The organism is Actinocorallia aurea, assembly GCF_054783995.1.
In genome coordinates this window covers 477,446-500,243 of sequence record NZ_BAAGPQ010000002.1, presented here as the reverse complement: position 1 = coordinate 500,243, position 22,798 = coordinate 477,446, and the positions used below count along the sequence as shown (strand labels likewise).

The window sequence follows — 22,798 nt, the reverse complement described above, 5'->3', positions numbered from 1 at the left end:
CGAGGAGCACCCGTTCACATGCAGCGTCTCGCAGACCGCGTCGCCGTCATCACCGGCGCCGCCTCAGGCATCGGCCTCGCCACCGCCCGCCGCTTCGCCGCCGAAGGCGCCCGCGTCGTCGTCGCCGACCTCGACGAGGCGGGCGGCAAGAACGCCGCCGCCGAAGTCGACGGACTCTTCGTGCGGACCGACGTCACCAGCGAAGACGACGTCCGCGACCTCTTCCAGACAGCCCGGGACACCTACGGACGTCTCGACATCGCCTTCAACAACGCGGGAATCTCCCCGCCCGACGACGACTCCATCCTCGACACGGGCATCGACGCGTGGCGGCGCGTCCAGGAAGTCAACCTGACGAGCGTGTACCTGTGCTGCAAGTACGCGATCCCGCACATGCAGGCGGGCGGCAAGGGCTCGATCATCAACACCGCGTCGTTCGTCGCCCGCATGGGCGCCGCGACCAGCCAGATCTCCTACACGGCCTCCAAAGGCGGCGTCCTGGCCATGTCCCGCGAACTCGGCGTCCAGTTCGCCCGCGAAGGCATCCGCGTCAACGCCCTCAGCCCCGGCCCCGTCAACACCCCGCTCCTGCAGGAACTCTTCGCCAAGGACCCCGAACGGGCCGCCCGCCGGCTCGTCCACATCCCCGTCGGCCGCTTCGCCGAACCCGAAGAGATCGCCGCGGCCGCCGCCTTCCTCGCCTCCGACGACTCCAGCTTCATCACCGCCGCCGAATTCCTCGTCGACGGCGGCATCTCCGGCGCCTACGTCACCCCGCTGTAACCCCCCGCTCCAAACCAGTTTGCGCAAGTCACGCCCACCCCATAGTCTTAAAACACAACGACGCGGGGTGGAGCAGCTCGGTAGCTCGCTGGGCTCATAACCCAGAGGTCGCAGGTTCAAATCCTGTCCCCGCTACCAAAGGTCCGAGGGTCGGTGTGCTCGCAGCTTCGCTGCTTCGCGCACCGGCCCTTTGGTCTTTCTGGGGGCGACCCCCAGACCCCCGATGTGGTGGGCTCCGCCCCCCACGCCCCCGTCCACCTCAGGGAAAATCCCCCTGGGTTTTGATACTCGGGTTTTGTGAGCGGCGGCACCTTTTCGAGAGCCTAAGCCGCCCGGGCGGCCGCCTGTCTTCGGTGCGCTGTGAAAGGCCCGGCTCATGATCGGCGGCACCTTTCAGGGCCTTGAGCCGCCCACCTGTTCGCTTCGCCGCGCTTGGAAGAAGCCGCGCCCCGTGGCCGCCGGCACTTCCTCAGGTGTCCAAGCCGTCCGCCCGCCTTCGCCGCGCTTTTGAAAGCCCGGCCCCGTGATCAGGTGGGAGGGCCGGGCATTGGGGCTCTAGGCGATGAGGCGGTCCACGAAGGGGCGGACTCGGGCGAAGCGGTGCGGGGGGACGGCCTGGTCGCGTTCGTGGTGGGCGGTGATGAGAGCGTTGAGGAACTTCGCGACGTGCGCGACCTCAACGGCGGCCTCATCGACCTGGCCGAGGTTCCGGGCGGCGATCCACTGGGACACTTCCGCCCAGGACCAAAGGCTGCCCCTGCGCCGCTCGATGACGGGGGCCGGGAAACCTCCGCCGCCGCGCACACCCGACACCCAGTGCGAGACCGCGCCGAGGGTGACCTTCGCCTGCTCGGCGATGTTCTCGGCGGTCACGAGATCCTCGGAGACCCCGAGGGCGCGCAGCCCCGCCGCCTCCACCTGCTCGATCGCCGACACGACCGCGATGACGGCGTCTTCGGCCTCCCGGGAGAAGTCGATTTCGCCGCCCCGCTCGTCCCCCGACAGAGTCCCGTCGACGCCGTCACCCTTCAGCATCTCCTCGTAGAGACGGTCCGCGACGTCGCAGATGTCCTCGGAGAACCCCGCGACTCGCACCGTGAACCAGTACGTGGCCATCTGCTTCATGCCTCACCCTCGGTGATCGTCGGACAGCGCGAAATCTTCTTGAGCACCCTCTGACGCTCATGCTCAGGAACGCGCGGTGTCCCGTAGATGGGGATCGGGGCGCAGCAGCCCCCGTCGCAGAGGACCTTCGCGTAGCAGTGTGCGCGAGGTCCGCACATGACGACCGTGCATCCCAGGCTCCGCAGTTCGACGAGTAGTTTCTCGATCTCTTTTGCAACCACGCCGTCAAGCTAACGATACACAGCAGCGGGTGTGTGTGCAATGCGGAGTTGATCAGTAACGGTATGAAGCGATTCCGGCCTATGGGATGCTACTGGGGCTACCGGGGTTAAGGCTGGTTATATCGCTACTTGTACGTGGGGCGGGTGGAGAAGGCGGTGCCGGCGGGGGTGGGGGTGCCGTTGGGGTAGAAGAGGCCGGTGCCGGACTGGGTGGTGGGCATGGCGAACCAGGCGTAGCGCTTGATGTACTTCTCTTTGGCGAGCATCTTGGTGGCGGCCTTGAGGAAGGCGGCCTGCTGCTTGAGGGTCGGGTAGCGCGGGGTGCCCTGGGTGAAGTCGGTGAGGGCGAACTCGGTCAGCCAGATGGGCTTGTCGTAGCGCTTGTGGACGGCGCGGAGATAGTCGCGGAGCTGGGTGGCGGCGGGCTGGGCGCGGAAGTCGGCGCCGTACCAGTGCAGGGTGACGAAGTGGACGGGCATGCCGCGGGACTTCGCGCCCTTCATGAACTGGTCGAGCCAGCCGCCGGGAGTGGCGCCGCCCGTCGCGACGGCAGGGCTGCCGAGCTTCTTGCCGGTCGAGACCAGCCGCGGCCACAGGTCGAGGGCCTGCGCGACGGGCATGTTGGCCTGGGCGCCGAGGTCCGGCTCGTTGAAGCCGAGCAGGTACTTGCTCTTGGCCTTCTTGGCCTTGGCGACGTCGCCGATCGTGTCCGCCCGGTGGATCATCGGGACGAATTCGACACCCGCGGGGGCCTTCACCCCGGCCCGGTCGGCGCCCCACGTGTAGAACCAGCAGGCCTTCGACTTCTTCATCGACTTCGACGAGTTCGCGACCGCCCACGTCGCGACGCCCTTGAAGCAGGACTTCCCGGCCTTCGCGTCCTGCGACGGGGTGGCCGCCGCCGACTTCGCGACGGGCACCGGCACCTCGATGCCGAGGCCGGCCGCCATGGTCGGGTCGGCCGCCGCGGGAGCCGCCGCCTGCTTGGGCTGCTGCACCGGCACCGACTCCCGGCCCGCGGGGACGGACGGGGCCGCCTCGGCTGCGACGTCGGCCTCGGGGGCCTGGGAATCGAAGTAGGCGTATCCGGCGAGCCCGACCAGTGACGCGGTGCACAGACCGACGGCCACTGCCTCGAAAGCCCGGCGGTTCCTCGGGGGGGTCACGGCACGCACTCTCTCACGGATCAGGGTGATCCGTCTGCTCTCCTGTCAATCCCGAACCAAGAGACCAATCCGCCCAAGACGCACACGGCCGCCGCGACGAGCATCGCCGTCGGATACCCCTCGGAGAGGGACGTGTCGGCGCCGGAGACGAGCGGGAGGACGGCCACCGCGAGCAGCCCCCCGATCCGGGAGACCGCGTTGTTCGTCCCGGAGGCGACCCCCGCGTACGCGGGCTCCACGGACCCCATGACGGTCGCCGTCAGCGGCGCGACGGTCACGGACATGCCGAGCGCGAACACCAGCATCCCCGGCAGGACCCCCGCGACGAACGACGTCCCGGGCCGCGCGAAGGTCAGCAGCGCCATTCCCGCCCCGGCGATGATGGGCCCGGCCGTCAGGAGAGGGCGCGGGCCCGTCTTCTGGGAGAGCGCCCCCATCTGTCCGGAGAGCAGGAGCATCACCGCGGTGAGCGGCAGCGTGGCCAGGCCCGCGCGGAGGGCCGAGTACCCCATCGTCTCCTGGAGTTGCAGGGTCAGCATGAACAGCCCACCCGACAGGGCCGCGTACATGGCGAGGGTCGTCAGATTGACGCTCACGAACACACGGGACCGCAGCAGCCTTGGCGGCAGGAGCGGGTCGGGATGCCGGCGCTCGATGAGCGCGAACGCGGCGAGGGCGGCCACTCCGCAGATCCCGGCCACGATGGTGAGGGGATGCCAGCCCCGTCCGGGCCCTTCGATGAGCGCGTAGATCGAGCCGCCCAACCCGACGGTGACCGCGATCGCCCCCGGATAGTCCAGGCGCCGGTCGAGGGTGACGGTCTCGGGCACCTTCAGGACCGTCACGGCGAACGCCACGGCCGCGATCGGCACATTGACGAAGAAGACGAACCGCCACGAGGCGGCGTCGACGAGCCAGCCTCCGACGAACGGGCCGAGCGCGGTGGAGACCCCCGCGAGCCCTGCCCAGCGGCCGATCGCGCGGCCCTTGTCGTCAGGGTGGAAGGTCGCCTCGATGATGGCGAGGCTGCCCGGCACCATCAGCGCGCCGCCGACGCCCTGGAACATCCGGGCGACGACCAGGGAGGGCGCGTCCCAGGCGAGACCGCACACGCAGGACGCGACGGTGAAGGCGACGAGCCCGATCGCGAAGACCTTCCGATGCCCGTACCTGTCGCCCAGGGCTCCGCCGAGCAGGAGGAGCGAGCCCAGCGTCAGGAGGTAGCCGTCGAGCACCCATTGGAGGGTGGTCAGGCCGCCGCCCAGCTCACGGCCGATCGACGGCAGCGCGACGTTGACCACCGTGCCGTCGAGGAAGGCGACACCGCTGCCCAGCACGGTGGCGAGGATGATGGACCGCCCGGTGGCCGAGTCGAGTCGCACGCCGTTCACGCGTGTAGGTTACCGAGCGGGAACTCCGGAGGAAGGACGGCCAAGTGCGGGTGTCGGTTCCGGCGGCGATCGGCGTCGCCGCCCTCCTCACGCTCTCGATCGACGTGGCGGTCATCGCGGGGGAGTGGAACCAGGCGCAGTACGTCGACCTCGAGGTCTCCGACGAGGTCGCGCACGTCCCGGAACAGGCCGAGACCATCACGGTCGCCCCGCTGAAGAAGCGGTACACCCCTCACCTGCTGATCGCCGGAACCGAGCCGCTGCCGGCGGACTCCGCGGCGAAGGTGCTGAAGGTGAAGGGCGTCAAGGTCGCCGAGGTCGTCGACGGGGCGCGCACCCAGGTGGCGGGCAAGCAGGTCGGGCTGCTCGGCGTCGACCCTTCGTCGTTCCGCAACCTCGCGCCCAAGGAGTCGGCGAAGCTCGACGGCCTGTGGCGCAACGTGGCGGGCGGCGACGTCGTCATCTCCTTCACCGGTCCGGAGCTCGGCACGGTCGTCAAGGCGGGGGCGACGGGACTGGGGGCCAGCGCCCGGATCGGCGGGGTCGCGCCCATCGGGGTGCCGGGCGTGCAGGCGATCGTCTCGCGGGACCAGGCGAAGCGGCTCGGCCTCGCGACGGGCAACGCCATGGTCGTGAGCGCGCCCACGACCGATCTGAAGAAGCTCGGCAAGAAGCTGAAGACCGTGCTGCCGAAGGGCGTGAAGGTCACCGTCCTGCCGCGCCAGGTGGCCGGCTCGGTCCAGGTCGCCGGCACCGCGCGCTCCCCGCTCACCGGGACGGCCGGCTGCACGCCGCACATGCAGGCGGTCCGCAACGAGCTGGACGCCATGTTCGGCCCGTTCCCGGTGATCGGCTGCATGCGGCCGGGCGACCCGCAGGACCACGGCCAGGGCCAGGCCACCGACTACATGCTCAGTTCCGGCGGCCGCATGCCGACGAACGCATGGATGGCCGTCGGCGACCGCACCGCCAACTACGCGATCTCCAACTGGCAGCGCCTCGGCGTCAAGTACGTCATCTGGCGCCAGCACATCTGGAACCCCAGCGTCTGCAAGTGCTGGCGTCTCATGGGCGATCGCGGCTCCATCACCCAGAACCACTTCGACCACGTGCACATAAGCGTGCAGTAGGGGAAGTGGTTTTACCGCGGGTTTGTCCCGGGGTTTCCCTTGGTGGGAAGGGGTGGGGCATGACTGTTCCGCCGATCTCGCCGGGGCCGGTGCCGGAGCCCGAGCCGACGCCGCTGCCGCCGCCGATGCCGGTGCGGCCGCCGCGGCCGCCCGGGCCGCCGATCCCGACGCCACCGCCTGCGCCGCAGCCCGTGCCGCCGACGCCGGAGCCCGAGCCGACGCCAGAACCCGCGTGAGGGCGGGGTTTTCGCGCTGGTCACCGGGTTTCTGTCGGTGCCGCCTTCTAGGGTCGGGGCATGGAGACGATGTCGGCGGGCCAGGCGCGGAGGATCGCCCTGCGCGCGCAGGGGCTGATGGGGGCGCCCGATCGGCGGGCCGGGGTGCCCGGCGTGCTGCGGTCGCTGGGGGCGGTGCAGCTCGACACGATCTCGGTGCTCGCGCGCTCGCACGAGCTGATCCCGTACGCGAGGCTCGGTCCGGTGGGCCGGGCCCAGGTCGAGGCGGCCTACTGGGACGGGTCGGCGTTCGAGTACTGGTCGCACGCCGCCTGCGTGATCCCGATGGAGCTGTGGCCGCTGTTCTCCTTCCGGCGCCGCGCGTTCGTCGCGCGCGGCCACCGCTGGCACAAGATCGACGATCTGGACGGCGCGGCGCGCAGGCTGCTGGCGAGGCTGCAGGGCGAGGGTCCGATGACGTCGGGCGACTTCGGCGGCGCGAAGAACGGCGGCCCCTGGTGGGACTGGTCGGAGTCGAAGGTCGCGGTCGAGTGGCTGCTGGACATCGGCGAGGTGGCCTGCGTGGAGCGGCGGGGCTGGCGGCGCGTCTACGACCTGGCTTCCCGGGTCGTCCCGGCGGAGCTGCGGGAGGCCGAGCCGGACGACGCGACGTGCTTGACGGAGCTGGTGCGCCTGGCCGGCCGGGCGATGGGCGTGGCCACCGTCAAGGACCTCGCCGACTACCACAGGCTGCGCGCCGCCGAGGTGCGCGGCGTGCTGGAGGCCTCGGGCCTCGTCCCGGTCCGGGTGGAGGGCTGGAAGGACCTCGCCTACGCGGATCCCGCCGCGCTGGCGGCGGAGCCGCGCGGCAGGCACCGCACCACGCTGCTGTCCCCGTTCGACTCCCTGGTGTGGGACAGGCCGCGCACCGAGCGGATCTTCGGCTTCGCGCACCGCTTGGAGGCCTACACCCCGAAGAAGGACAGGGTGCACGGCTACTTCGCGATGCCGCTGCTGACGGGCGGCGAACTCGTGGGCAGGGTGGATCCCGCGAGGGAGGGCGGGACCCTCGTGGCCAAGCGGATCTCACTGGAGCACCCACGCCACGCCGAGCCCGCCATGCGCGCCCTCACCGAGGCCGCGGCGTGGGTCGGCTGCGACGCGGTCCGGGTCGAACAGGTGGTGCCGCAGGAGTACCGGCCGTTGCTGAACAGGTTGTCAAAAGCGGACGAAGCAACCCCTGTCGATCTACCTCACCGGTGAGTAACATCCGGAGCCATCGCATCGTTACCCTACGGTCCGGTAAGTACGCGGGAGCTCCCGCGGATATGCCCTGCAACCACTGCGTTCCTTGCATCGGAAGGACCCTTCGATGAGCTCGTGGCTCCGGAACTGGCTGGACCAGCCGCACCCCGATCGCGGTGTCTACCTGGCGACCGAGGAGGGCGGATGGGACTACCGCGCCTACCCGGAGATCGCCTCGTCCGCGAAGCGGATCGCCGCGGCGCTGGAGGCCGAGGGCGTCGGGACGGGCGACGTCGTGTGCGCCATCATCCCAACGGACTACACGCTCATCTCCACCTATTTCGGGGTCTGGGCGTCCGGCGCGGTCATGTGCCTCATCACGCCGCCGCTGTTCCAGACCGGCGAGGAGTACGTCGACCACGTCGCGGCGATCCTGCGCCAGGCCAAGCCGAAGCTCACCATCGCCTCCGCCGACCTCGCGCCGCTGACGAAGCAGTGCATGGAACGTGCCGGGATCGACGGCGAGCCGTGGCGGCCGCGCGAGGCCGACACCGAGGCCGAGTTGAAGCCCGCCTCGGAGCTGGCGCTGCTGCAGTTCACCTCCGGGTCCAGCGGCGAGCCGCGCGGCGTGCGCGTCACCTGGGAGAACCTGGAGGCCAACACCGACCTCATCGCCCGGTTCGCCGAGTTCGAGGACGGCGACGAGGTCAACTCCTGGCTTCCGCTCTACCACGACATGGGCCTCATCGGCGCGTTCCTCACCCCGGTCACCCGGCAGGGGACGCTGCACCTGATGCGCCCCGACCAGTGGATCCGCGATCCGAAGCGCTGGCTTGAGCGGTTCAGCCGGGCCCAGTTCGCCGGCTGCCCGCCGTTCGCCTTCACCTACATGGCCCGGCGTCTGAAGAAGGACCAGCTCGAAGGGCTCGACCTCTCCGGCTGGAAGAGCGTGATCGTCGGGGCCGAGCCCGTCGACCCTTCCGGCCTCGCGGCGTTCGCCGAGCTGCTGAAGGACACCGGCTTCAGGCCGACGGTCTTCCGCCCCGCCTACGGCATGGCCGAGACCACCCTGTGCGTCACCATGTTCGACGGCAGCGCCTCCCCGCTGGCGATCCGCCCCGACCCCGACTCGCTGAACTTCGGCGAGGAGGTCAGGATCGACGCCGAGCACCGGATCGGCGCGGAGGCCGTCGAGTACGTGTCGGGCTGGATGGTCGGCTGCGGCGCGCCGGACCCGGCGCTGCCCGTCCGGATCTGCGACGAGCAGGGCACGCCGCTGCCCGAGGGGCACCTCGGCGAGATCGTCGCGGGCGGCGCGTCGGCGTGCGACGGCTACTACGCGGGAGCCGAAGGCAAGTCGACCCGCTTCATCGACGGCGAGGTCTGGACGGGCGACGCGGGCTTCGTCTACAAGGGCCAGCTGTTCGTGCTCGGCCGCATGGGCGACAGCCTCAAGGTGCGCGGACGCTCGGTCTACGTGGAGGACCTGGAGGCCAAGCTCGCGGAGCTGACCGGCCTGCACAAGGGCCGGATCACCGTGGTGGCCGTGCCGGGCGTCGGCAGCCGCGGCGTCGCCCTGTTCGTCGAGGCCGACGAGGGAGACTGGACGGCCGCGGCCCGCCGGTTCCTCTCCCGCCGCCTCGACGACGCCGAGCTGACCATCGTCACCGGTCCGCGCGGCCTGATCGAGCGCACCTCCTCGGGCAAGCCCCGCCGGCGCTACATGTACGAGCGCCTCCAGGCGGGCACTCTGGACGGCATCCGCGTCCTGGCCTGATCGCGCGTGAGCGGGGGCGTCCGGCGGAGAACAGCCGGGCGCCCCTTCTTCGTGCGGCCTACAGTGGGCAAGAGGGCCTCTGCCGGTACTTGACCGGACGTACGCTGTAAGTCGAGACTTACCTCGTACGGCGTACGTCGGCAGGAGGGTAAGAAAGACCATGGCCTTGCTCGCACCCGCTCCGGAGGGCACGGATCTCAAGCCCGTTCCGGGAGAGCCGGGGCTGCCCTACCTCGGATTCATCCTCCAGCAGATGCGCGACCCCATCGGGTTCGCCAGGGACCGCCGGGCCAAGTTCGGCGACGTCTCCTGGAACAACTTCCTCGGCCGCCGCGTCGTGACCCTCCAGGGCCCCGACGCCGCCCGCGAGATCCTGGCCAACAAGGACAAGGCCTTCGCCAACGGTCCGGCCTGGGGCTTCTTCATCGGCCCGTTCTTCGAGCGCGGGATCATGCTGCTCGACTTCGAGGAGCACCTGCACCACCGCAGGATCATGCAGCAGGCCTTCACCCGGGACAGGCTCGTCACCTACCTCGACATGATGGCCCCCGAGGTCGCGCGCGGCATCGAGGGCTGGCGGCCCGGACCGTTCGAGGTCCTGCCGAGCATGAAGAAGCTGACGCTCGACCTGGCCCTCGAGGTCTTCGTCGGCCTCCAGCTCGACCCCGCCGAGCGCGACGAGGTGAACACCGCGTTCGTCGACTCGGTCCGGGCCGGCCTGTCGATCGTCCGCTTCCCCGTGCCCGGGCTGCGCTGGAGCCGCGGCCTCAAGGCGCGCAAGAAGCTGGAAGGCTTCTTTTACAAGAACATCGCCGCCAAGCGCGCCGAAGGCGGCGACGACCTCTTCGCGGCCCTCTGCCAGGCCGAGACCGACGACGGCCACCGCTTCACCGACACCGACGTCGTCAACCACATGATCTTCGCGCTGATGGCCGCGCACGACACCACGACCATCACCATGACGTCGATGGCCTACTACCTGGCCAAGCACCCCGAGTGGCAGGAGCGCTGCCGGGCGCAGTCGCGCGCCCTGGGCAAGGACCGGCTGGAGTTCGGCGACCTCGACGCGCTCACCGACCTCGACCTGGTGATGAAGGAGGCGCTGCGGCTCTGCTCCCCGGTGCCCGGCCTGCCCCGCGTCGCCGTCAAGGACACCTCGGTCCTCGGGTTCCACATCCCGAAGGGGACGATGGTGAACCTCGCGACCTTCACCAACCACTACATCGAGGACTACTGGCCCGACGCGGAGAAGTTCGACCCCGAGCGGTTCGCGCCCGAGCGCCGCGAGGACAAGGTGCACCAGTACGCCTGGTACCCGTTCGGCGGCGGCGTGCACAAGTGCATCGGGCTGCACTTCGCCGGGATGCAGGTCAAGTCCATCCTCCACCAGGTGCTGCTCGGATACTCCTGGACCGTGCCGGACGGCTACACGTGGCCGCTCGACATGACGACCCTCCCCGTCCCCAAGGACGGTCTCCCCGTGAATCTGGAGCGTGTGCAGTGATCGTCGCCATCACCGGGGCCGCGCGCGGCATCGGACTCGCCACCGCCAAGGCGTTCAAGGCCAAGGGCGCCACCGTCGTCATCGGCGACATCGACGAGGAGGCGGTCGCCAAGGCCGCCGAGGAGAACGGCCTGAAGGGGGTGCGCCTGGACGTCACCGACCGGGCGTCCTTCGAGGCGTTCCTCGCCGAGGCCGGGGACTACGACGTCCTGGTGAACAACGCGGGCATCATGCCGATCGGCTCGATCCTCGACGAGTCCGACGCCGACGCCCGCCGCTGCATCGACATCAACGTGCACGGCGTCATGCTCGGCACGAAGCTGGCGCTGAAGAAGTTCGTCGCCCAGGGCCGCGGCCACGTGATCAACGTCGGTTCCATCGCGGGCATCCTCCCGACGCCGGGCCTCGCCCTGTACAACGGCAGCAAGGGCGCCGTCGTCATGTTCACCGAGGCGGCCCGCCAGGAGGTCGCCAGGCACGGCGTGCACGTCAGCGCGGTGCTGCCGACCTTCACCAACACCGATCTGATCGCGGGGACGCGCAGCCCGAAGGGGCAGAAGAACGCCGAGCCGGAGGACATCGCGGCGGCCGTGCTGAAGATCGTCGCCAAGCCGCGGCCGCGGGTCACCGTGCCGGCGAAGTTCGGGGCCCAGCTCAAGCTGGCGAGCCTGCTGCCGCAGGGCGTCCAGGACAAGCTGAACGCCAGGCTCGGGCTCGACAGCATCTTCCTGGACTTCGACGAGTCGGCCCGCAAGGGCTACGACGCGCGAATCCGGTCCTGACCCGGTTCCGCCTGTTCAGTCCCGTCTGCGTTCCGGGTCCTGTTCTGTGCGTGATGGTTCCCGCGGAGCAGGCCCGGAATCGGACAGGTCGCTTTGATCCATCAGGATCGTTACCACAGCTTAATTTTCGGCAGGACCGGCTGGTGATCACCGGTGCGGCGGAGGCGGTTTCCCGCGCTGACGTCTGTTCTGTGGGCTCTGTGGTATCGGTGTGCAGGCCGGTGTTAACGAATTGTTCCCGAAGTCAAGATCGTCCCAGTCGGTAACACGCCTTTCATACCGATATCGAAGCCTGCTCGGGTAGGGATTCGTCCTAAACTCGCAACGTGAGTGAAGATCGGCCGGTTTTCGTGGACGGCAGCGGCAGACGGCGGCGCCTGCTGCGCGTCGGGGGCATCGTCCTGAGCGTCCTGGTGTGCGGCTACGTCGCCGTTCTCGCGGTGAGCGTCGCCGTGGGATCCGACGTGCCCATCACGACCTGGGTGCTCCCCGACGAACCGAGCGAGAGCCCGACGGGCAAGGCTCCGAAGCAGGTCTCGCCGAGCCAGGACGCGCGCAAGGCGCAGCCGGACGGCGGGCGGCAGAACCCCGCGCCCGTGCAGCCCGCCGGCACGCACCCCGCCGACGAACCGTCCGCGACCTCCGACGACGAGGAGGAGCCGAGCACGCCGGTCAGCCCGCGGCCCGCCGCCACCGAGTCGGACGACCCGACCGCGGAGCCGGAGCCCGAAGCCGAGCCGACCGTCGAGCCGGAGCCGGCGCCCGAACCGGAGGAGACCACCGACCCGGTGGAAGAAGTCCCGGCGGGCGGCTGACGGATGAAGCAACGCGATCCCCGAGCCCACTGGTTCCTGATCGGGCTCGGCTCCCTCCTCCTCGCCGTCCTCCTGCTCCTCGACGGGTTCGTGCAGGGCGTCGTCGGCGAGACCAAGAACGTCGAGACCGCGGGCGGCGGCCTCGACGGCCCGGCCCAGCTCACCGAGGCCGGCGCGGTCGTCGACACGGGCCAGGGCGCGGTCCAGTCCGCCCGGATGCCCGACAAGACCATCGCCCTGACGTTCGACGACGGCCCCGACCCGAAGTGGACTCCGCAGATCCTCGACGTCCTCGCCGAGTACGACGCCAAGGCGAGCTTCTTCATGATCGGCGGCCATGTCGCCCGGTATCCGGAGTTGGCCCGCCGGGTCCTGGACGAGGGCCACGAGATCGGCAACCACACCTACTCGCACGTCGACCTCGCCACGTCCCCCGAATGGCGGATCAAGCTAGAGCTGAGCCTCACCCAGCGCGCGCTGGCCGGCACCATCGGGGTGAAGACGCGGCTCATGCGCATGCCCTACTCGGGCAGCACGGCCGGCGCGACCGAAGGGCAGTGGCGGGCCACCCGGATCGCCGGTGAACAGGGCTACATCGTCGTCTACACCGACCGCGACACCAAGGACTGGGAACGCCCCGGAGTGCCGTTCATGGTGGCGGAGGCGCTGGAGAACACCGACTCCGGCGAAGGCGCCATCATCATGCTGCACGACTCCGGCGGCGACCGGTCGCAGACCGTGCAGGCGCTGAGGGAGTTCATCCCGCTCCTCCAGGCCAAGGGCTACCGCTTCACCACCCTCGCCGAGGCGCTGGAGCTGCCCCGCGCGGAGGTGACCGCGTCAGTGCGCAGCCAGCTCGCGGGCAAGCTCATCGTCAACAGCCAGCGTGTGGCGCACTTCTCCGTCGACGTCCTCGGCATCCTGTTCCTCGTCGGCGGCGCGCTCGGCCTGATCCGCATCGTCTTCCTCATGGTCGTCGCCGTCCGGCACGCCAGAGCCACCCGGCGCGGCCGGAAAGTGCCCGGCATAGACGACGATCCGCCTTCGCTCACCGTCATCGTCCCGGCCTACAACGAAGAGGTCGGGATCGCCGCGACGATCGCCTCGCTGCGCGACACCGACTTCAGCGGCGACCTGCGCATCATCGTCGTGGACGACGGGTCCACCGACCGGACCGCCGAGATCGTCCGCGGGCTCGCCCAACCCGGCCTGACGCTCATCACCAAGGCCAACGGCGGCAAGCCGTCCGCGCTCAACGCGGGCATCGCGCACGCCACCAGCGAGATCCTCGTCATGGTCGACGGCGACACCGTCTTCCAGCGCGACACCCTGCGCAAGATCGTCCGCCCGTTCCGCGACCCGCGCGTCGGCGCGGTCAGCGGCAACGCCAAGGTCGCCAACCGGCGCGGCATCCTCGGCCGCTGGCAGCACATCGAATACGTCATCGGCTTCAACCTCGACCGCCGCATGTTCGACGTGTTCGACTGCATGCCGACCGTCCCCGGAGCCATCGGCGCGTTCCGCACCGCCGCGCTCCACCAGGTCGGCGGCGTCAGCGAGGAGACCCTCGCCGAGGACACCGACCTCACCATGGCGATCAACCGGGCGGGCTACCGGGTGGCCTACGAGGAGTCGGCGATCGCCTGGACCGAGGCGCCCGGCTCACTCGGGCAGCTCTGGCGGCAGCGCTACCGGTGGTGCTACGGCACCATGCAGGCGATGTGGAAGCACAAGCCGTGGTTCCGGGTGAAGAACGGCAGGCGGTGCCTGTCGTACCTCGTGCTCTTCCAGGTCTTCTTCCCGCTGCTCGCGCCCGCCGTCGACGTGTTCGCGCTGCACGCGCTGCTGTTCGGCGACCGCGGCGAGATCGCCCTGATCTGGGTGGCTTTCGTCGGTGTCCAGCTGCTCGGCGGGGCGCTCGCGCTCATCCTCGACAAGGAGAGGCTGACGCCGCTGTGGACGCTGCCGCTCCAGCAGATCGTCTACCGGCAGCTGATGTACCTGATCGTCATCCAGTCGCTGGTCACCGCGGTGCTCGGCTCCCGGCTGCGCTGGCAGACCATGGAGCGGGCGGGCACCTTCAACGAGCCCGGCGCGGTCGTGCCGATGGTCGTCACCGACACCGGACCGATCGCGGTGCCCGCGGAGTTCCGCAGGCCCAAGACCGACTCGCAGGCCATCAAGGTCGCCGGGAGCCCCGTCGCGCCCGTCGAACCGCTCACGGCGGAGAGGTTCGTCGAGGCCGCCGGATTCGCCAAGCCGGTGGCAGAGCCCGAGCCGGTGGCGCCCGAACCTACCGCGTCTGAGCCGGCCGAGTCCGAGCCCGTCGAGGTGCCCGCGCCGCGGGACGGGGGCGACCCGACCCGCACGATGCTCGACTCGACGTCGTTGCTCCCGCTCCGCACGGTCGTCGACCGGGCCGAGCCTCCGGAGGAACTGGACACCGAGGAGTCGGACACTGAGGAGCCGGACACTGAGGAGCCGCAGATCGGAGAGGCGCCGACCGCGACGGTGACGGCCGTCGACGAGCCCGTCGCCCGTCCGTGGTGGGAGGACGACGCCGACGACGAGGAGCCCGCAGACCCCCGCCCCTGGTGGGAGGACGCTCCGGTGGACTCGGCCGCGAAGCCCGAAGAGGTGGAGAAGCCCGAAGAGTCCGAAGAGGCGAAAGCGGCCGACGATGTCGAGGACGTGCCGGACGGCGAGGGAGTTTCGGACGGCGAGGAGGACGAGTGGGTTCCGCTGGACCCGCCCGCGCCCCGCCTGTCCGACGCGACGATGGCACTGCCGCTGCCCGGTTTCGTCCGGGACTCCGGTACCGGGCCTGACGAGGAGTCCGAGGAGACTGCCGTCTCGGACGTCGTCGCCGAGCCCGTCCGTCCGGTGAGCACGCCCCGCCAGGGCTCGGTCGTCATGGCCGCGGCCCGCTCGTCCGTCCCCGAACCGCCAGCTCAGCTTGAGCCGGCCCCCGACCACGACGACGACACCGCCGACACGCACTGACCCCCGGCGGGCGACCCCCGGCCTACGGCCGACAGGCGCAGGAGCACCCGTCAGTGTGCTCCCGTCAGGGGTGCTTGCTCAGTGGTGCTCCTGGAGGCCCGAGATCAGGGCGAAGACGGCGCCCTGCGGGTCCCGGACGGTCGCCAGGCGGCCCGCGGGGCTGTCGACGAAGGGACCGGCCTGCTCGCCCCCGAGTTCCTTGGCGAGCTTGACGGAGGCGTCCACGTCGTCGACGGCGAAGTAGACGAGCCAGTGCGGCGGCACGTCCGGCGGCAGATCAGGCGGCATCGGCATCATTCCGGCGATGGTCTTGTCGCCGGTCTTCCACTCGGTGTAGTAGGCGTCGCCGCCGTGCTCCCAGCCGAAGACCTGGGGGTAGAAATCGCGGGCCGCGGCGGGATCACGGGTGTTGAGCTCGTTCCACGCCCACGCGCCGGGCTCGTTGACGATCTCGGCGCCCTTGTGGTCGAGCGGCTGCCAGGCCGCGAAGTAGGCGCCTTCGCGATCGGTGTACCCGGCGAGCCTGCCCGCCTGGAGCACCCGCATGGGCGGCACCACGACGGTGCCGCCCGCCTCGCGCACCCGCTCGGAGGTGGCGTCGATGTCGTCGGTCGCCACGTAGGTGGTCCAGTGCGGCGGCGAGTCGGGGCTCATGGTCGGGCCGATGCCCGCGACGACCTTGCCGTTCAGATGGAACTGGCCGTACCCCTGCGCCTCCGGGTTGGCGTCGAACCCCGCGCGCCAGCCCAGCAGCGCGTCGTAGAAGCGCGCGGCGGCGTCGGTGTCGGGCACCGACACGTCCACCCAGCAGGGCGTTCCCGGGTCGAATCCGTGACGTTGCGACATACAGCCATCGTCGCCCGGGGCCATCCGGCGAAACCGGGCTAGTCGGAAGCTTTACCGCGACTGTCCCCCATCGGGGACCCGGAGATCACTGCCGCGAGGGCTATGGGCCGAGGCGGCGGCGGCCCTGCTCGCGGAGCCTCCGCTTCTGCGACGGGTCCAGCATCAGGTAGGCGACCGCCGGCACCGCGATGATGCCGAGGATGATCAGTACGGCCAGCCAGGTGGGCAGGATCCACCAGGCGATGATCGCGGCCGCGCCGCCGATGAGGACGGTCTTCGTACGGGGTGTCATGTGCTCCGCCTTTCCCGCGGGGTCCCTTCCACACTATGTCGGTCCCGGGGCGGCGTCCTCCCTCACGAGAGGTAGTCGAGGACCTCCTGGTGGAGGAGGCCGTTGGAGCAGACCACGCTCCCGCCTTCGGCGGTGTGCTCGCCGGCGAGGGAGGTGAAGGTCCCGCCGGCCTCCTCGACGATCACCTTGAGCGGCGCGATGTCCCAGAGGCTGACCTCGGGCTCGGCCGAGATCTCGACGGCCCCTTCGGCGACCATCATGTGCGACCAGAAGTCGCCGAAGGCCCTGGTCCGCCACACGTTCCGGGTGAGGCCGAGGAATCCGTCGAGGCTGCCGCGCGCCTCCCAGCCGCTGAGGCTGGAGTAGGAGAAGGAGGCGTCCGACAGAGCGGAGACCTGGGAGACCCGCATGCGCTGGGCCTTGGCCAGGCTCCGCCCGGTCCACGCCCCGCCGCCCTTGGCGGCCCACCAGCGCTTGCCGAGGGCCGGCGCGGACACGAGGCCCACGACGACCTCGCCGTCCTCCATGAGGGCGATGAGGGTCGCCCAGGCGGGTACGCCGCGCACGAAGTTCTTGGTGGCGTCGATGGGGTCGATCACCCAGACGCGCTGGCTGAAGCCGCTTTTGCCGAACTCCTCGCCGATCACCGCGTCGCGGGGCCGGGCGCGTCCGAGGGTGCCGCGGATCTGCTCCTCGACGGCTCGGTCGGCGTCGCTCACCGGGGTGAGGTCGGGTTTGGTCTCCACGCGCAGGTCGAGCGCCTTGAATCGGCGCGTCGTCAGGTCGTCGGCCGCGTCCGCCAGGACGTGGGCGAGGCGGAGATCGTCAGAGTATCCATCGGCCACGACTGGAAAATCTACTGTATCGGGGGCGTTGTCAGGGTGGTCGGGAGGCTGACTCTCGGTCCAGCGGTGAGACATATCCGTGTTCGTGACGCAACCGCTGTCTACTTGTGAGTAACGGACTGGGTGCCGGGCCGCGGTGGGACGATGGCGGCATGCCGCACGTTTTCCCCGACTGGGTGGCCGAACTCACCGATCCGCGCCGCGCGCGGACCCTGGAGGAGCTGGCCGACAGGCTCGTCCCGCTCGCGGAGCAGGCCGTCGACGTCTCCCGTAGGCTCCAGGAGCAGCTCACCGCCCTGAACGCGCCGTTCGCGACCGAGGAGCTGCGCGCACTGGTCGACGGACTCCAGCGCAGGTCGGAGGTCGCCTTCGCCGAGGTGAACGCGGAGATCGAGGAGACCGCGCGGACGAGGCTGGCCCGCCTGCTCGCCCGGGAGGCGCCCGAGGGGCGCGCTGAGCTGCGCGCCGAAGTCGTCGCCGAGCTGGCCGAGCGGCAGCGGCAGGTCGCCGAGCGGCTCGGCGCGTGCACCGGGGCCGCCGTGCAGCGCGCGGCCGAACTCCTGCTGGACCGGACGTCGGAGCTGGCCGCCTCGGCCGCGGAGCTCGTGCGCCAGGTGCTGCCCGCGGCGCAGGAGGGCCTCGGGCTCGCGGGCCGGATCTCCGGCCTCACCGGACGGGTGCGCGCGCAGGGGCACGGTGAACTGCCCGCCTGGGTGCTCGCCGAGGCGGCGGGTCTCGCCGTCGTCGCCGACGAGACTCTGGCCCGGCTGGAGCTGGAGTGGTCGATGGCCGGGGCGCGCGCGGCGACGGCGTGCACGGCGCTGCGGGCCGCGGAGGAGGCCGCGTTCGGCGAGGTCGCCGCCGCGCTCGCGGGGGAGGTCGCCGAACTGGCGCCGGAGCACCTCAGGTCGCTCAGTGATCTTGAGCGTCGTGTGCTGGCCCGGTTCACCACGGAAACGTCAGGCGATTTGCCGGAAACAGTCCGGTAAGAGACCATGGTCCCGATTTTCGAGACCAAAGGTGGGTGGACCGCCTCGTGCATGATCACGTGTCCCATGTCACGCAATTCACCTACGGCCCGGTCACCCCGGTCATCGGGTACCTCTTCTCCGTCCTCGGGTCGATGCTCGGTCTCCAGTGCACGGCCCGCGCACGGGCCGTCCGAAGCCTCCAGCAGCGCTGCGCGTGGCTGGCAGGGGCCGCGGTGGCCCTCGGCGGCACCGGCATCTGGGTGATGCACTTCGTCGGAATGCTCGGCTTCAGCATCCCCGGCACCCGCATCGGCTACGACGTGCCGCTGACCGTCTTCAGCGCGTTGTTCGCCATCGCGGTCGTCGGCGCGGGGCTGTTCTTCGTCGGGTTCCACCGGCCCCTGCTGCCCGGCGGCGTCCTCGCGGGCTGCGGCATCGCGATCATGCACTACACCGGCATGGCCGCGATGAACGCGGGCGCCACCATCGACTACGCGCTCGACCTCGTCATCGTCTCGATCCTCATCGCCATCGCCGCGGCCACCGCCGCGCTGTGGTGCGCGGTCCGCCTCGACGGCTGGGCGCCGATCCTGGGCGCGTCGATGATCATGGGCCTCGCCATCAGCGGCATGCACTACACCGGCATGGCCGCGCTGCGCGTCACGGACGTCGCCGACCGGGCCGTCGAGGGCACCGGGATGTCCCATGTGCTGCTGCCCCTGATCGCGAGCGTCGGCCTGGTCACCGCGGTGCTGCTCGTCCTCGTCGGCGGCTCGGCCAGCAAGCGGGAGCGCGAGCGGGACAAGGAGTTCATGGACCGGCTCGACCGGCAGATGCGCCTGCTCGACTGAGCCGGCCGCTCAGCCGCCGGACTCGTCCCTGCCCTCTTCGCGATTCTCGTCCCGGTTCGTCAGCAGCCGCCGGAACGAGTCGAGGCGCTCGGGGGAGGAGTGCCCCGCCGCCACCCAGGCGTCCAGCGCGCAGGCCTCCTCCAGGTGCGAGCACTGCGGCGGACAGTTCGCCGAGCCCTCGACCAGGTCGGGGAAGCCGAGGATGAGGTCCGCCGGCGGGATGTGGGCGAGCCCGAAGCTGCGCACACCCGGCGTGTCGATGATCCAGCCGCCGTCGTCCAGCTCCAGCGCCAGCGCCGACGACGAGGTGTGCCGGCCCCGCCCGGTGACCGCGTTGACGTGGCCGACGGCCCGCCCGGCGTCCGGCACCAGCGCGTTGACCAGGGTCGACTTGCCGACGCCGGAATGCCCGACGAGCACGCTCATCCGATCGGCCAGCAGCTCCCGCAGCCCGGCGAGGTCCCCGCCCCGGTGGGTCGAGAACGACCTGACCCCGAGCGGCTCGTAGATCGACAGGAGCTTCTCGGGAGAGGCGAGGTCGGCCTTGGTGAGGCAGAGCAGCGCCTCCATGCCCGCGTCCCGGGCGGCGACCAGGCAGCGGTCGATCATGCCGATGCGCGGCTCGGGGTCGGCCAGCGCGGTGACGATCACGAGCTGGTCGGCGTTGGCGACGATGACGCGCTCGACGTCCTCGGTGTCGTCGGCGGTGCGGCGCAGCACCGAGGTGCGCGGCTCCACCCGGACGACCCGGGCGAGCGCGTCCGGCTCCCCGGAGGTGTCGCCGACCAGGGCCACCCGGTCGCCCACCACGACGCCCTTGCGGCCGAGCTCGCGCGCCCGCATCGCGGTGACGGCGGTCTGCTTGCGACGCGAGTGCCGGACCAGCACCCGGTACCGGCCCCTGTCGACTGCGACGACCAGGCCCTCCACGGCGTCGTCGTGGGCGGGCCGCTGGCGGGTACGCGGACGGGAGCCGCGTCCGGGCCGCACCCGGACGTCGTCCTCGTCGAGATGTTTCCAGTCGCGCGCTATGACCGCTCCAACATCCGGGTCCACAGTTCGGTGAACGTCGGGAGGGTCTTGCCCACGGTCGCGGGGTTCTCCACCTCGATGCCGGGGACGGCCAGGCCGAGGGTCGCCCCGGCCATCACCATCCGGTGGTCGTCGTAGGTGCGGAACAGGCCGCCGTGCAGCGGACGGGGCCGGACGACGAGGCCGTCGGCGGTCTCCTCGGCGTCGCCGCCGAGCCGGGTGAGCTCCGCGACGAGCGCGGCGAGCCGGTCGGTCTCGTGGCCGCGGATGTGCGCGATGCCGGTGAACCGGGAGGGGGAGTCGGCCAGCGCGGCGACCATCGCCAGCACCTGGGCCAACTCGGAGCACTCGCTGAGATCGGCCTCGATGCCCTCGATCCGGCCCGTGCCGCGGACGGTGAGCCCGCGCTCGGCCGACCAGGACACCTCGCCGCCCATCCGGGCCAGCAGATCGCGCAGCCTGTCGCCCGGCTGGGTCGTGTGCTCGGGCCAGTGCCGCACGGTGACCTCGCCACCGGTGACGAGCGCCGCCGCGAGGAACTGGGCGGCGTTGGAGAGGTCGGGTTCGATGTTCCACGCGCCGCCGCGCAGCGCGCCCGGGGCGACCCGCCACACGTCGGGCTCGGTCTCCACGGTCGCGCCGGCCTCGCGCAGCATCCGGACCGTCATCTCCAGGTGCGGCGCCGACGGCACGGGCGGCCCCTCGTGCCGCAGCTCGACGCCCTTGCCGAACGCAGGCGCGCTGAGCAGCAGGCCGGAGACGAGCTGGGAGGAGCTCGAGGCGTCGAGGACGACGGTGCCGCCCGCGACCGCGCCCGTGCCGTGCAGGGTGAAGGGGAGGAGACCGCGCCCCTCGTCCTCGACCCGCACGCCGAGGTCGCGCAGCGCGCCCAGCAGCGGGCCCATCGGACGGGTGCGGGCGTGCGGGTCGCCGTCGAAGGCGACGGGGCCGTCGGCCAGGGCGGCGAGCGGCGGGACGAAGCGCATGACGTTGCCCGACAGCCCGCAGTCGATCGCCGCGGGGCCCGAGGGCTCACCCGGCAGGACCCGCCAGGTGGTGCCCTCCTCCTCGACGCCGATGCCGAGCGCGCGCAGGGCGGCGGCCATCAGCAGCGTGTCGCGGGAGCGCAAAGCGCCGGTGAGGACCGCGCCCTCCCGTGAGTGCGCGGCCAAGATCAGGGCACGGTTCGTCATGGACTTGGAGCCGGGCAGCTCCACGACTGCCGAGACCGGCTCTTCGGCGGCCGGAGCGGCCCAGGGGGCCGTGCTGGTGGTCATGTGACCAGCCTATCGGGGTCGAAGAGGGGGTGGATCGGGGTGTGGAAAGGACCAATGTAGGGTCGAAGAGAACCTTAGTCCTCCCCATTTGGGAGGGGCCGCGGTAAATGCTTGTCCTGATGTCTTTTCGGGGAAGGTGCCTTCATGGATGAGCTGCTCCTCGCGCGCCTTCAGTTCGGCGTGACGACGGTGTACCACTTCCTGTTCGTGCCCGTGACGATCGGCCTGTCGCTGCTGGTGGCGCTGCTCCAGACGGCTTGGGTGCGTACCGGGCGGGATCATTACAAGCGAGCCACCAAATTCTGGGGAAAGCTCTTCCTCATCAACTTCGCCCTCGGCCTGGTGACCGGGATCGTGCAGGAATTCCAGTTCGGCATGAACTGGAGTGACTATTCGAGGTTCGTCGGGGACATTTTCGGGGCGCCGCTCGCGATCGAGGCGCTGCTGGCCTTCTTCCTGGAGTCCACGTTCCTCGGCATCTGGATCTTCGGCTGGGGGCGGCTGCCCAAACTCGTCCACCTGGCGTGCATCTGGCTGGTGGCGATCGGCACCGTCCTGTCGGCCTACTTCATCCTCGCCGCCAACTCCTGGATGCAGAACCCGGTCGGCTACACCTTCAACGAGCAGACCCAGCGGGCCGAGCTGACCAGCTTCACCGACGTGCTGACGAACAAGGTGCTGCTCTGGGCGTTCCCGCACACGCTGACCGGCTGCATCGTGACCGGCGGCATCCTCATGTCCGCCATCGCCGCCTGGCACCTCAAGCGGGGCCGCAACCTGGAGCCGATGCGCGCCTCCCTGCGGCTGGGCCTGGCCTTCACCCTCATCGGCTCCATCGGCTTCTTCCTGTCGGGCGACCAACTCGGCAAGGTGATGACCGAGACGCAGCCGATGAAGATGGCCGCGGCCGAGGCGCTCTACGAGACCAGCCAGCCCGCCTCGTTCTCGCTGTTCACCCTCGGCACCCTGGACGGGACCGCTCCAACGTTCTCCGTCGAGATCCCCGACCTGCTGTCCTTCCTGGCGACGGGCACCTTCGACGGCGAGGTCAAGGGCATCAACGACCTCCAGGCCCAGTACGAGGCCGAGTTCGGCCCGGGCGACTACCGCCCCTACATCCCCATCACCTACTGGGGCTTCCGGATCATGATCACCGCGGGGATGCTCATCGCCCTGGTCTCCGTCGTCGGCCTCTGGCTGACGCGCAAGGGCAGGCTCCCGCAGAAGAAGTGGATCTGGACGCTCGCCATCTGGTCGGTGGTGCTGCCCTTCATCGGCAACTCCTTCGGCTGGATCTTCACCGAGATGGGCCGCCAGCCCTGGCTGGTGTTCGGCCTGCTCAAGACCGAGGACGGGGTGTCCCCGACCGTGCCCGGCGGTACCGTCCTGACCTCACTGCTCGTCTTCACCCTCCTCTACGGCGTCCTCGCCGTCGTCGAACTCGGCCTCATGATCAGGTTCGCCCGCAAGGACCCCCCGGAGGACCCGAAGACCCCAGACGAATCCAAGCTCGAATTCGCGTACTAG

The 22,798-nt window shown here is 70.5% G+C and carries 19 protein-coding genes and 1 tRNA gene; 12 read left to right on the top strand and 8 right to left on the bottom strand.

What is annotated here, in order from left to right; all coding sequences use genetic code 11:
• Positions 1-18: 18 nt before the first annotated feature.
• The gene (locus ACYVOM_RS02565) at positions 19-783 is read left to right on the top strand and encodes a 3-oxoacyl-ACP reductase (protein ID WP_460301550.1); all 765 of its coding nucleotides are present in this window, start codon (positions 19-21) and stop codon (positions 781-783) included.
• Between the two features lie 61 nt (positions 784-844).
• Positions 845-921: transfer RNA gene (locus ACYVOM_RS02560), tRNA-Met, on the top strand.
• Positions 922-1,338: 417 nt separating this feature from the next.
• On the opposite strand, the gene ACYVOM_RS02555 is transcribed toward ACYVOM_RS02560, so the two are convergent.
• The 3 genes from ACYVOM_RS02555 to ACYVOM_RS02545 form a co-directional block, all read right to left on the bottom strand.
• The gene (locus ACYVOM_RS02555) at positions 1,339-1,908 is read right to left on the bottom strand and encodes a hypothetical protein (RefSeq protein ID WP_460301549.1); all 570 of its coding nucleotides are present in this window, start codon (positions 1,906-1,908) and stop codon (positions 1,339-1,341) included.
• A gap of 346 nt (positions 1,909-2,254) precedes the next feature.
• Positions 2,255-3,295 (bottom strand): glycoside hydrolase family protein, encoded by a 1,041-nt coding sequence (locus ACYVOM_RS02550; protein ID WP_460301548.1) that lies wholly within the window; start codon positions 3,293-3,295, stop codon positions 2,255-2,257.
• A gap of 20 nt (positions 3,296-3,315) precedes the next feature.
• Complete coding sequence (locus tag ACYVOM_RS02545; RefSeq protein ID WP_460301547.1) at positions 3,316-4,686, bottom strand: MFS transporter; 1,371 nt, start codon at positions 4,684-4,686, stop codon at positions 3,316-3,318.
• Positions 4,687-4,730: 44 nt separating this feature from the next.
• On the opposite strand from ACYVOM_RS02545, the gene ACYVOM_RS02540 reads away from it, so the two are divergent.
• The 7 genes from ACYVOM_RS02540 (at position 4,731) to ACYVOM_RS02510 (ending at position 15,157) form a co-directional block, all read left to right on the top strand.
• A complete protein-coding gene (locus ACYVOM_RS02540) occupies positions 4,731-5,816 on the top strand; it encodes a hypothetical protein (protein WP_460301546.1) in 1,086 nt (361 codons plus the stop codon).
• Between the two features lie 296 nt (positions 5,817-6,112).
• The gene (locus ACYVOM_RS02535) at positions 6,113-7,294 is read left to right on the top strand and encodes a winged helix-turn-helix domain-containing protein (RefSeq protein ID WP_460301545.1); all 1,182 of its coding nucleotides are present in this window, start codon (positions 6,113-6,115) and stop codon (positions 7,292-7,294) included.
• 109 nt (positions 7,295-7,403) lie between these two features.
• The gene (locus ACYVOM_RS02530; RefSeq protein WP_460301544.1) at positions 7,404-9,053 is read left to right on the top strand and encodes an AMP-binding protein; all 1,650 of its coding nucleotides are present in this window, start codon (positions 7,404-7,406) and stop codon (positions 9,051-9,053) included.
• A 160-nt stretch (positions 9,054-9,213) separates the two neighbouring features.
• Positions 9,214-10,557, top strand: a complete 1,344-nt coding sequence (locus ACYVOM_RS02525) for a cytochrome P450 (RefSeq protein ID WP_460301543.1) — start codon at positions 9,214-9,216, stop codon at positions 10,555-10,557.
• On the top strand, positions 10,554-11,339 hold the full coding sequence (locus ACYVOM_RS02520) for an SDR family oxidoreductase (protein WP_460301542.1): 786 nt from the start codon (positions 10,554-10,556) through the stop codon (positions 11,337-11,339). The genes ACYVOM_RS02525 and ACYVOM_RS02520 overlap by 4 nt, the downstream gene beginning before the upstream one ends.
• Before the next feature lie 326 nt (positions 11,340-11,665).
• Positions 11,666-12,154 carry a hypothetical protein gene (locus tag ACYVOM_RS02515; protein WP_460301541.1) on the top strand — a complete coding sequence of 163 codons (489 nt, stop codon included), beginning with the start codon at positions 11,666-11,668 and terminating at the stop codon, positions 12,152-12,154.
• Between the two features lie 3 nt (positions 12,155-12,157).
• Entirely contained in the window at positions 12,158-15,157 is a 3,000-nt protein-coding gene (locus tag ACYVOM_RS02510) for a bifunctional polysaccharide deacetylase/glycosyltransferase family 2 protein (protein WP_460301540.1), read from the top strand.
• Between the two features lie 78 nt (positions 15,158-15,235).
• Here ACYVOM_RS02510 and ACYVOM_RS02505 read toward each other — a convergent pair whose 3' ends face one another.
• The 3 genes from ACYVOM_RS02505 to hisN form a co-directional block, all read right to left on the bottom strand.
• Positions 15,236-16,003, bottom strand: a complete 768-nt coding sequence (locus ACYVOM_RS02505; RefSeq protein ID WP_460301539.1) for a VOC family protein — start codon at positions 16,001-16,003, stop codon at positions 15,236-15,238.
• Positions 16,004-16,103: 100 nt separating this feature from the next.
• Positions 16,104-16,295 carry a hypothetical protein gene (locus ACYVOM_RS02500; protein ID WP_460301538.1) on the bottom strand — a complete coding sequence of 64 codons (192 nt, stop codon included), beginning with the start codon at positions 16,293-16,295 and terminating at the stop codon, positions 16,104-16,106.
• A gap of 62 nt (positions 16,296-16,357) precedes the next feature.
• Positions 16,358-17,140 (bottom strand): histidinol-phosphatase, encoded by a 783-nt coding sequence (gene hisN, locus ACYVOM_RS02495; RefSeq protein WP_460301537.1) that lies wholly within the window; start codon positions 17,138-17,140, stop codon positions 16,358-16,360.
• Positions 17,141-17,292: 152 nt separating this feature from the next.
• Between hisN and ACYVOM_RS02490 the strand changes: the two genes are divergently transcribed.
• Positions 17,293-18,129: a hypothetical protein gene (locus ACYVOM_RS02490; RefSeq protein ID WP_460301536.1), complete on the top strand. Its 837-nt coding sequence runs from the start codon at positions 17,293-17,295 to the stop codon at positions 18,127-18,129.
• A gap of 47 nt (positions 18,130-18,176) precedes the next feature.
• Positions 18,177-18,962, top strand: coding sequence for an MHYT domain-containing protein (locus ACYVOM_RS02485; RefSeq protein ID WP_460301535.1), 786 nt, complete (start codon positions 18,177-18,179; stop codon positions 18,960-18,962).
• 9 nt (positions 18,963-18,971) lie between these two features.
• On the opposite strand, the gene rsgA is transcribed toward ACYVOM_RS02485, so the two are convergent.
• Positions 18,972-20,018, bottom strand: a complete 1,047-nt coding sequence (rsgA, locus tag ACYVOM_RS02480; RefSeq protein WP_460301534.1) for a ribosome small subunit-dependent GTPase A — start codon at positions 20,016-20,018, stop codon at positions 18,972-18,974.
• The gene (gene aroA / locus ACYVOM_RS02475) at positions 19,991-21,271 is read right to left on the bottom strand and encodes a 3-phosphoshikimate 1-carboxyvinyltransferase (protein WP_460301533.1); all 1,281 of its coding nucleotides are present in this window, start codon (positions 21,269-21,271) and stop codon (positions 19,991-19,993) included. Before aroA ends, rsgA begins: the two co-directional genes overlap by 28 nt.
• A gap of 144 nt (positions 21,272-21,415) precedes the next feature.
• On the opposite strand from aroA, the gene ACYVOM_RS02470 reads away from it, so the two are divergent.
• Positions 21,416-22,798 (top strand): cytochrome ubiquinol oxidase subunit I, encoded by a 1,383-nt coding sequence (locus tag ACYVOM_RS02470; protein ID WP_460301532.1) that lies wholly within the window; start codon positions 21,416-21,418, stop codon positions 22,796-22,798.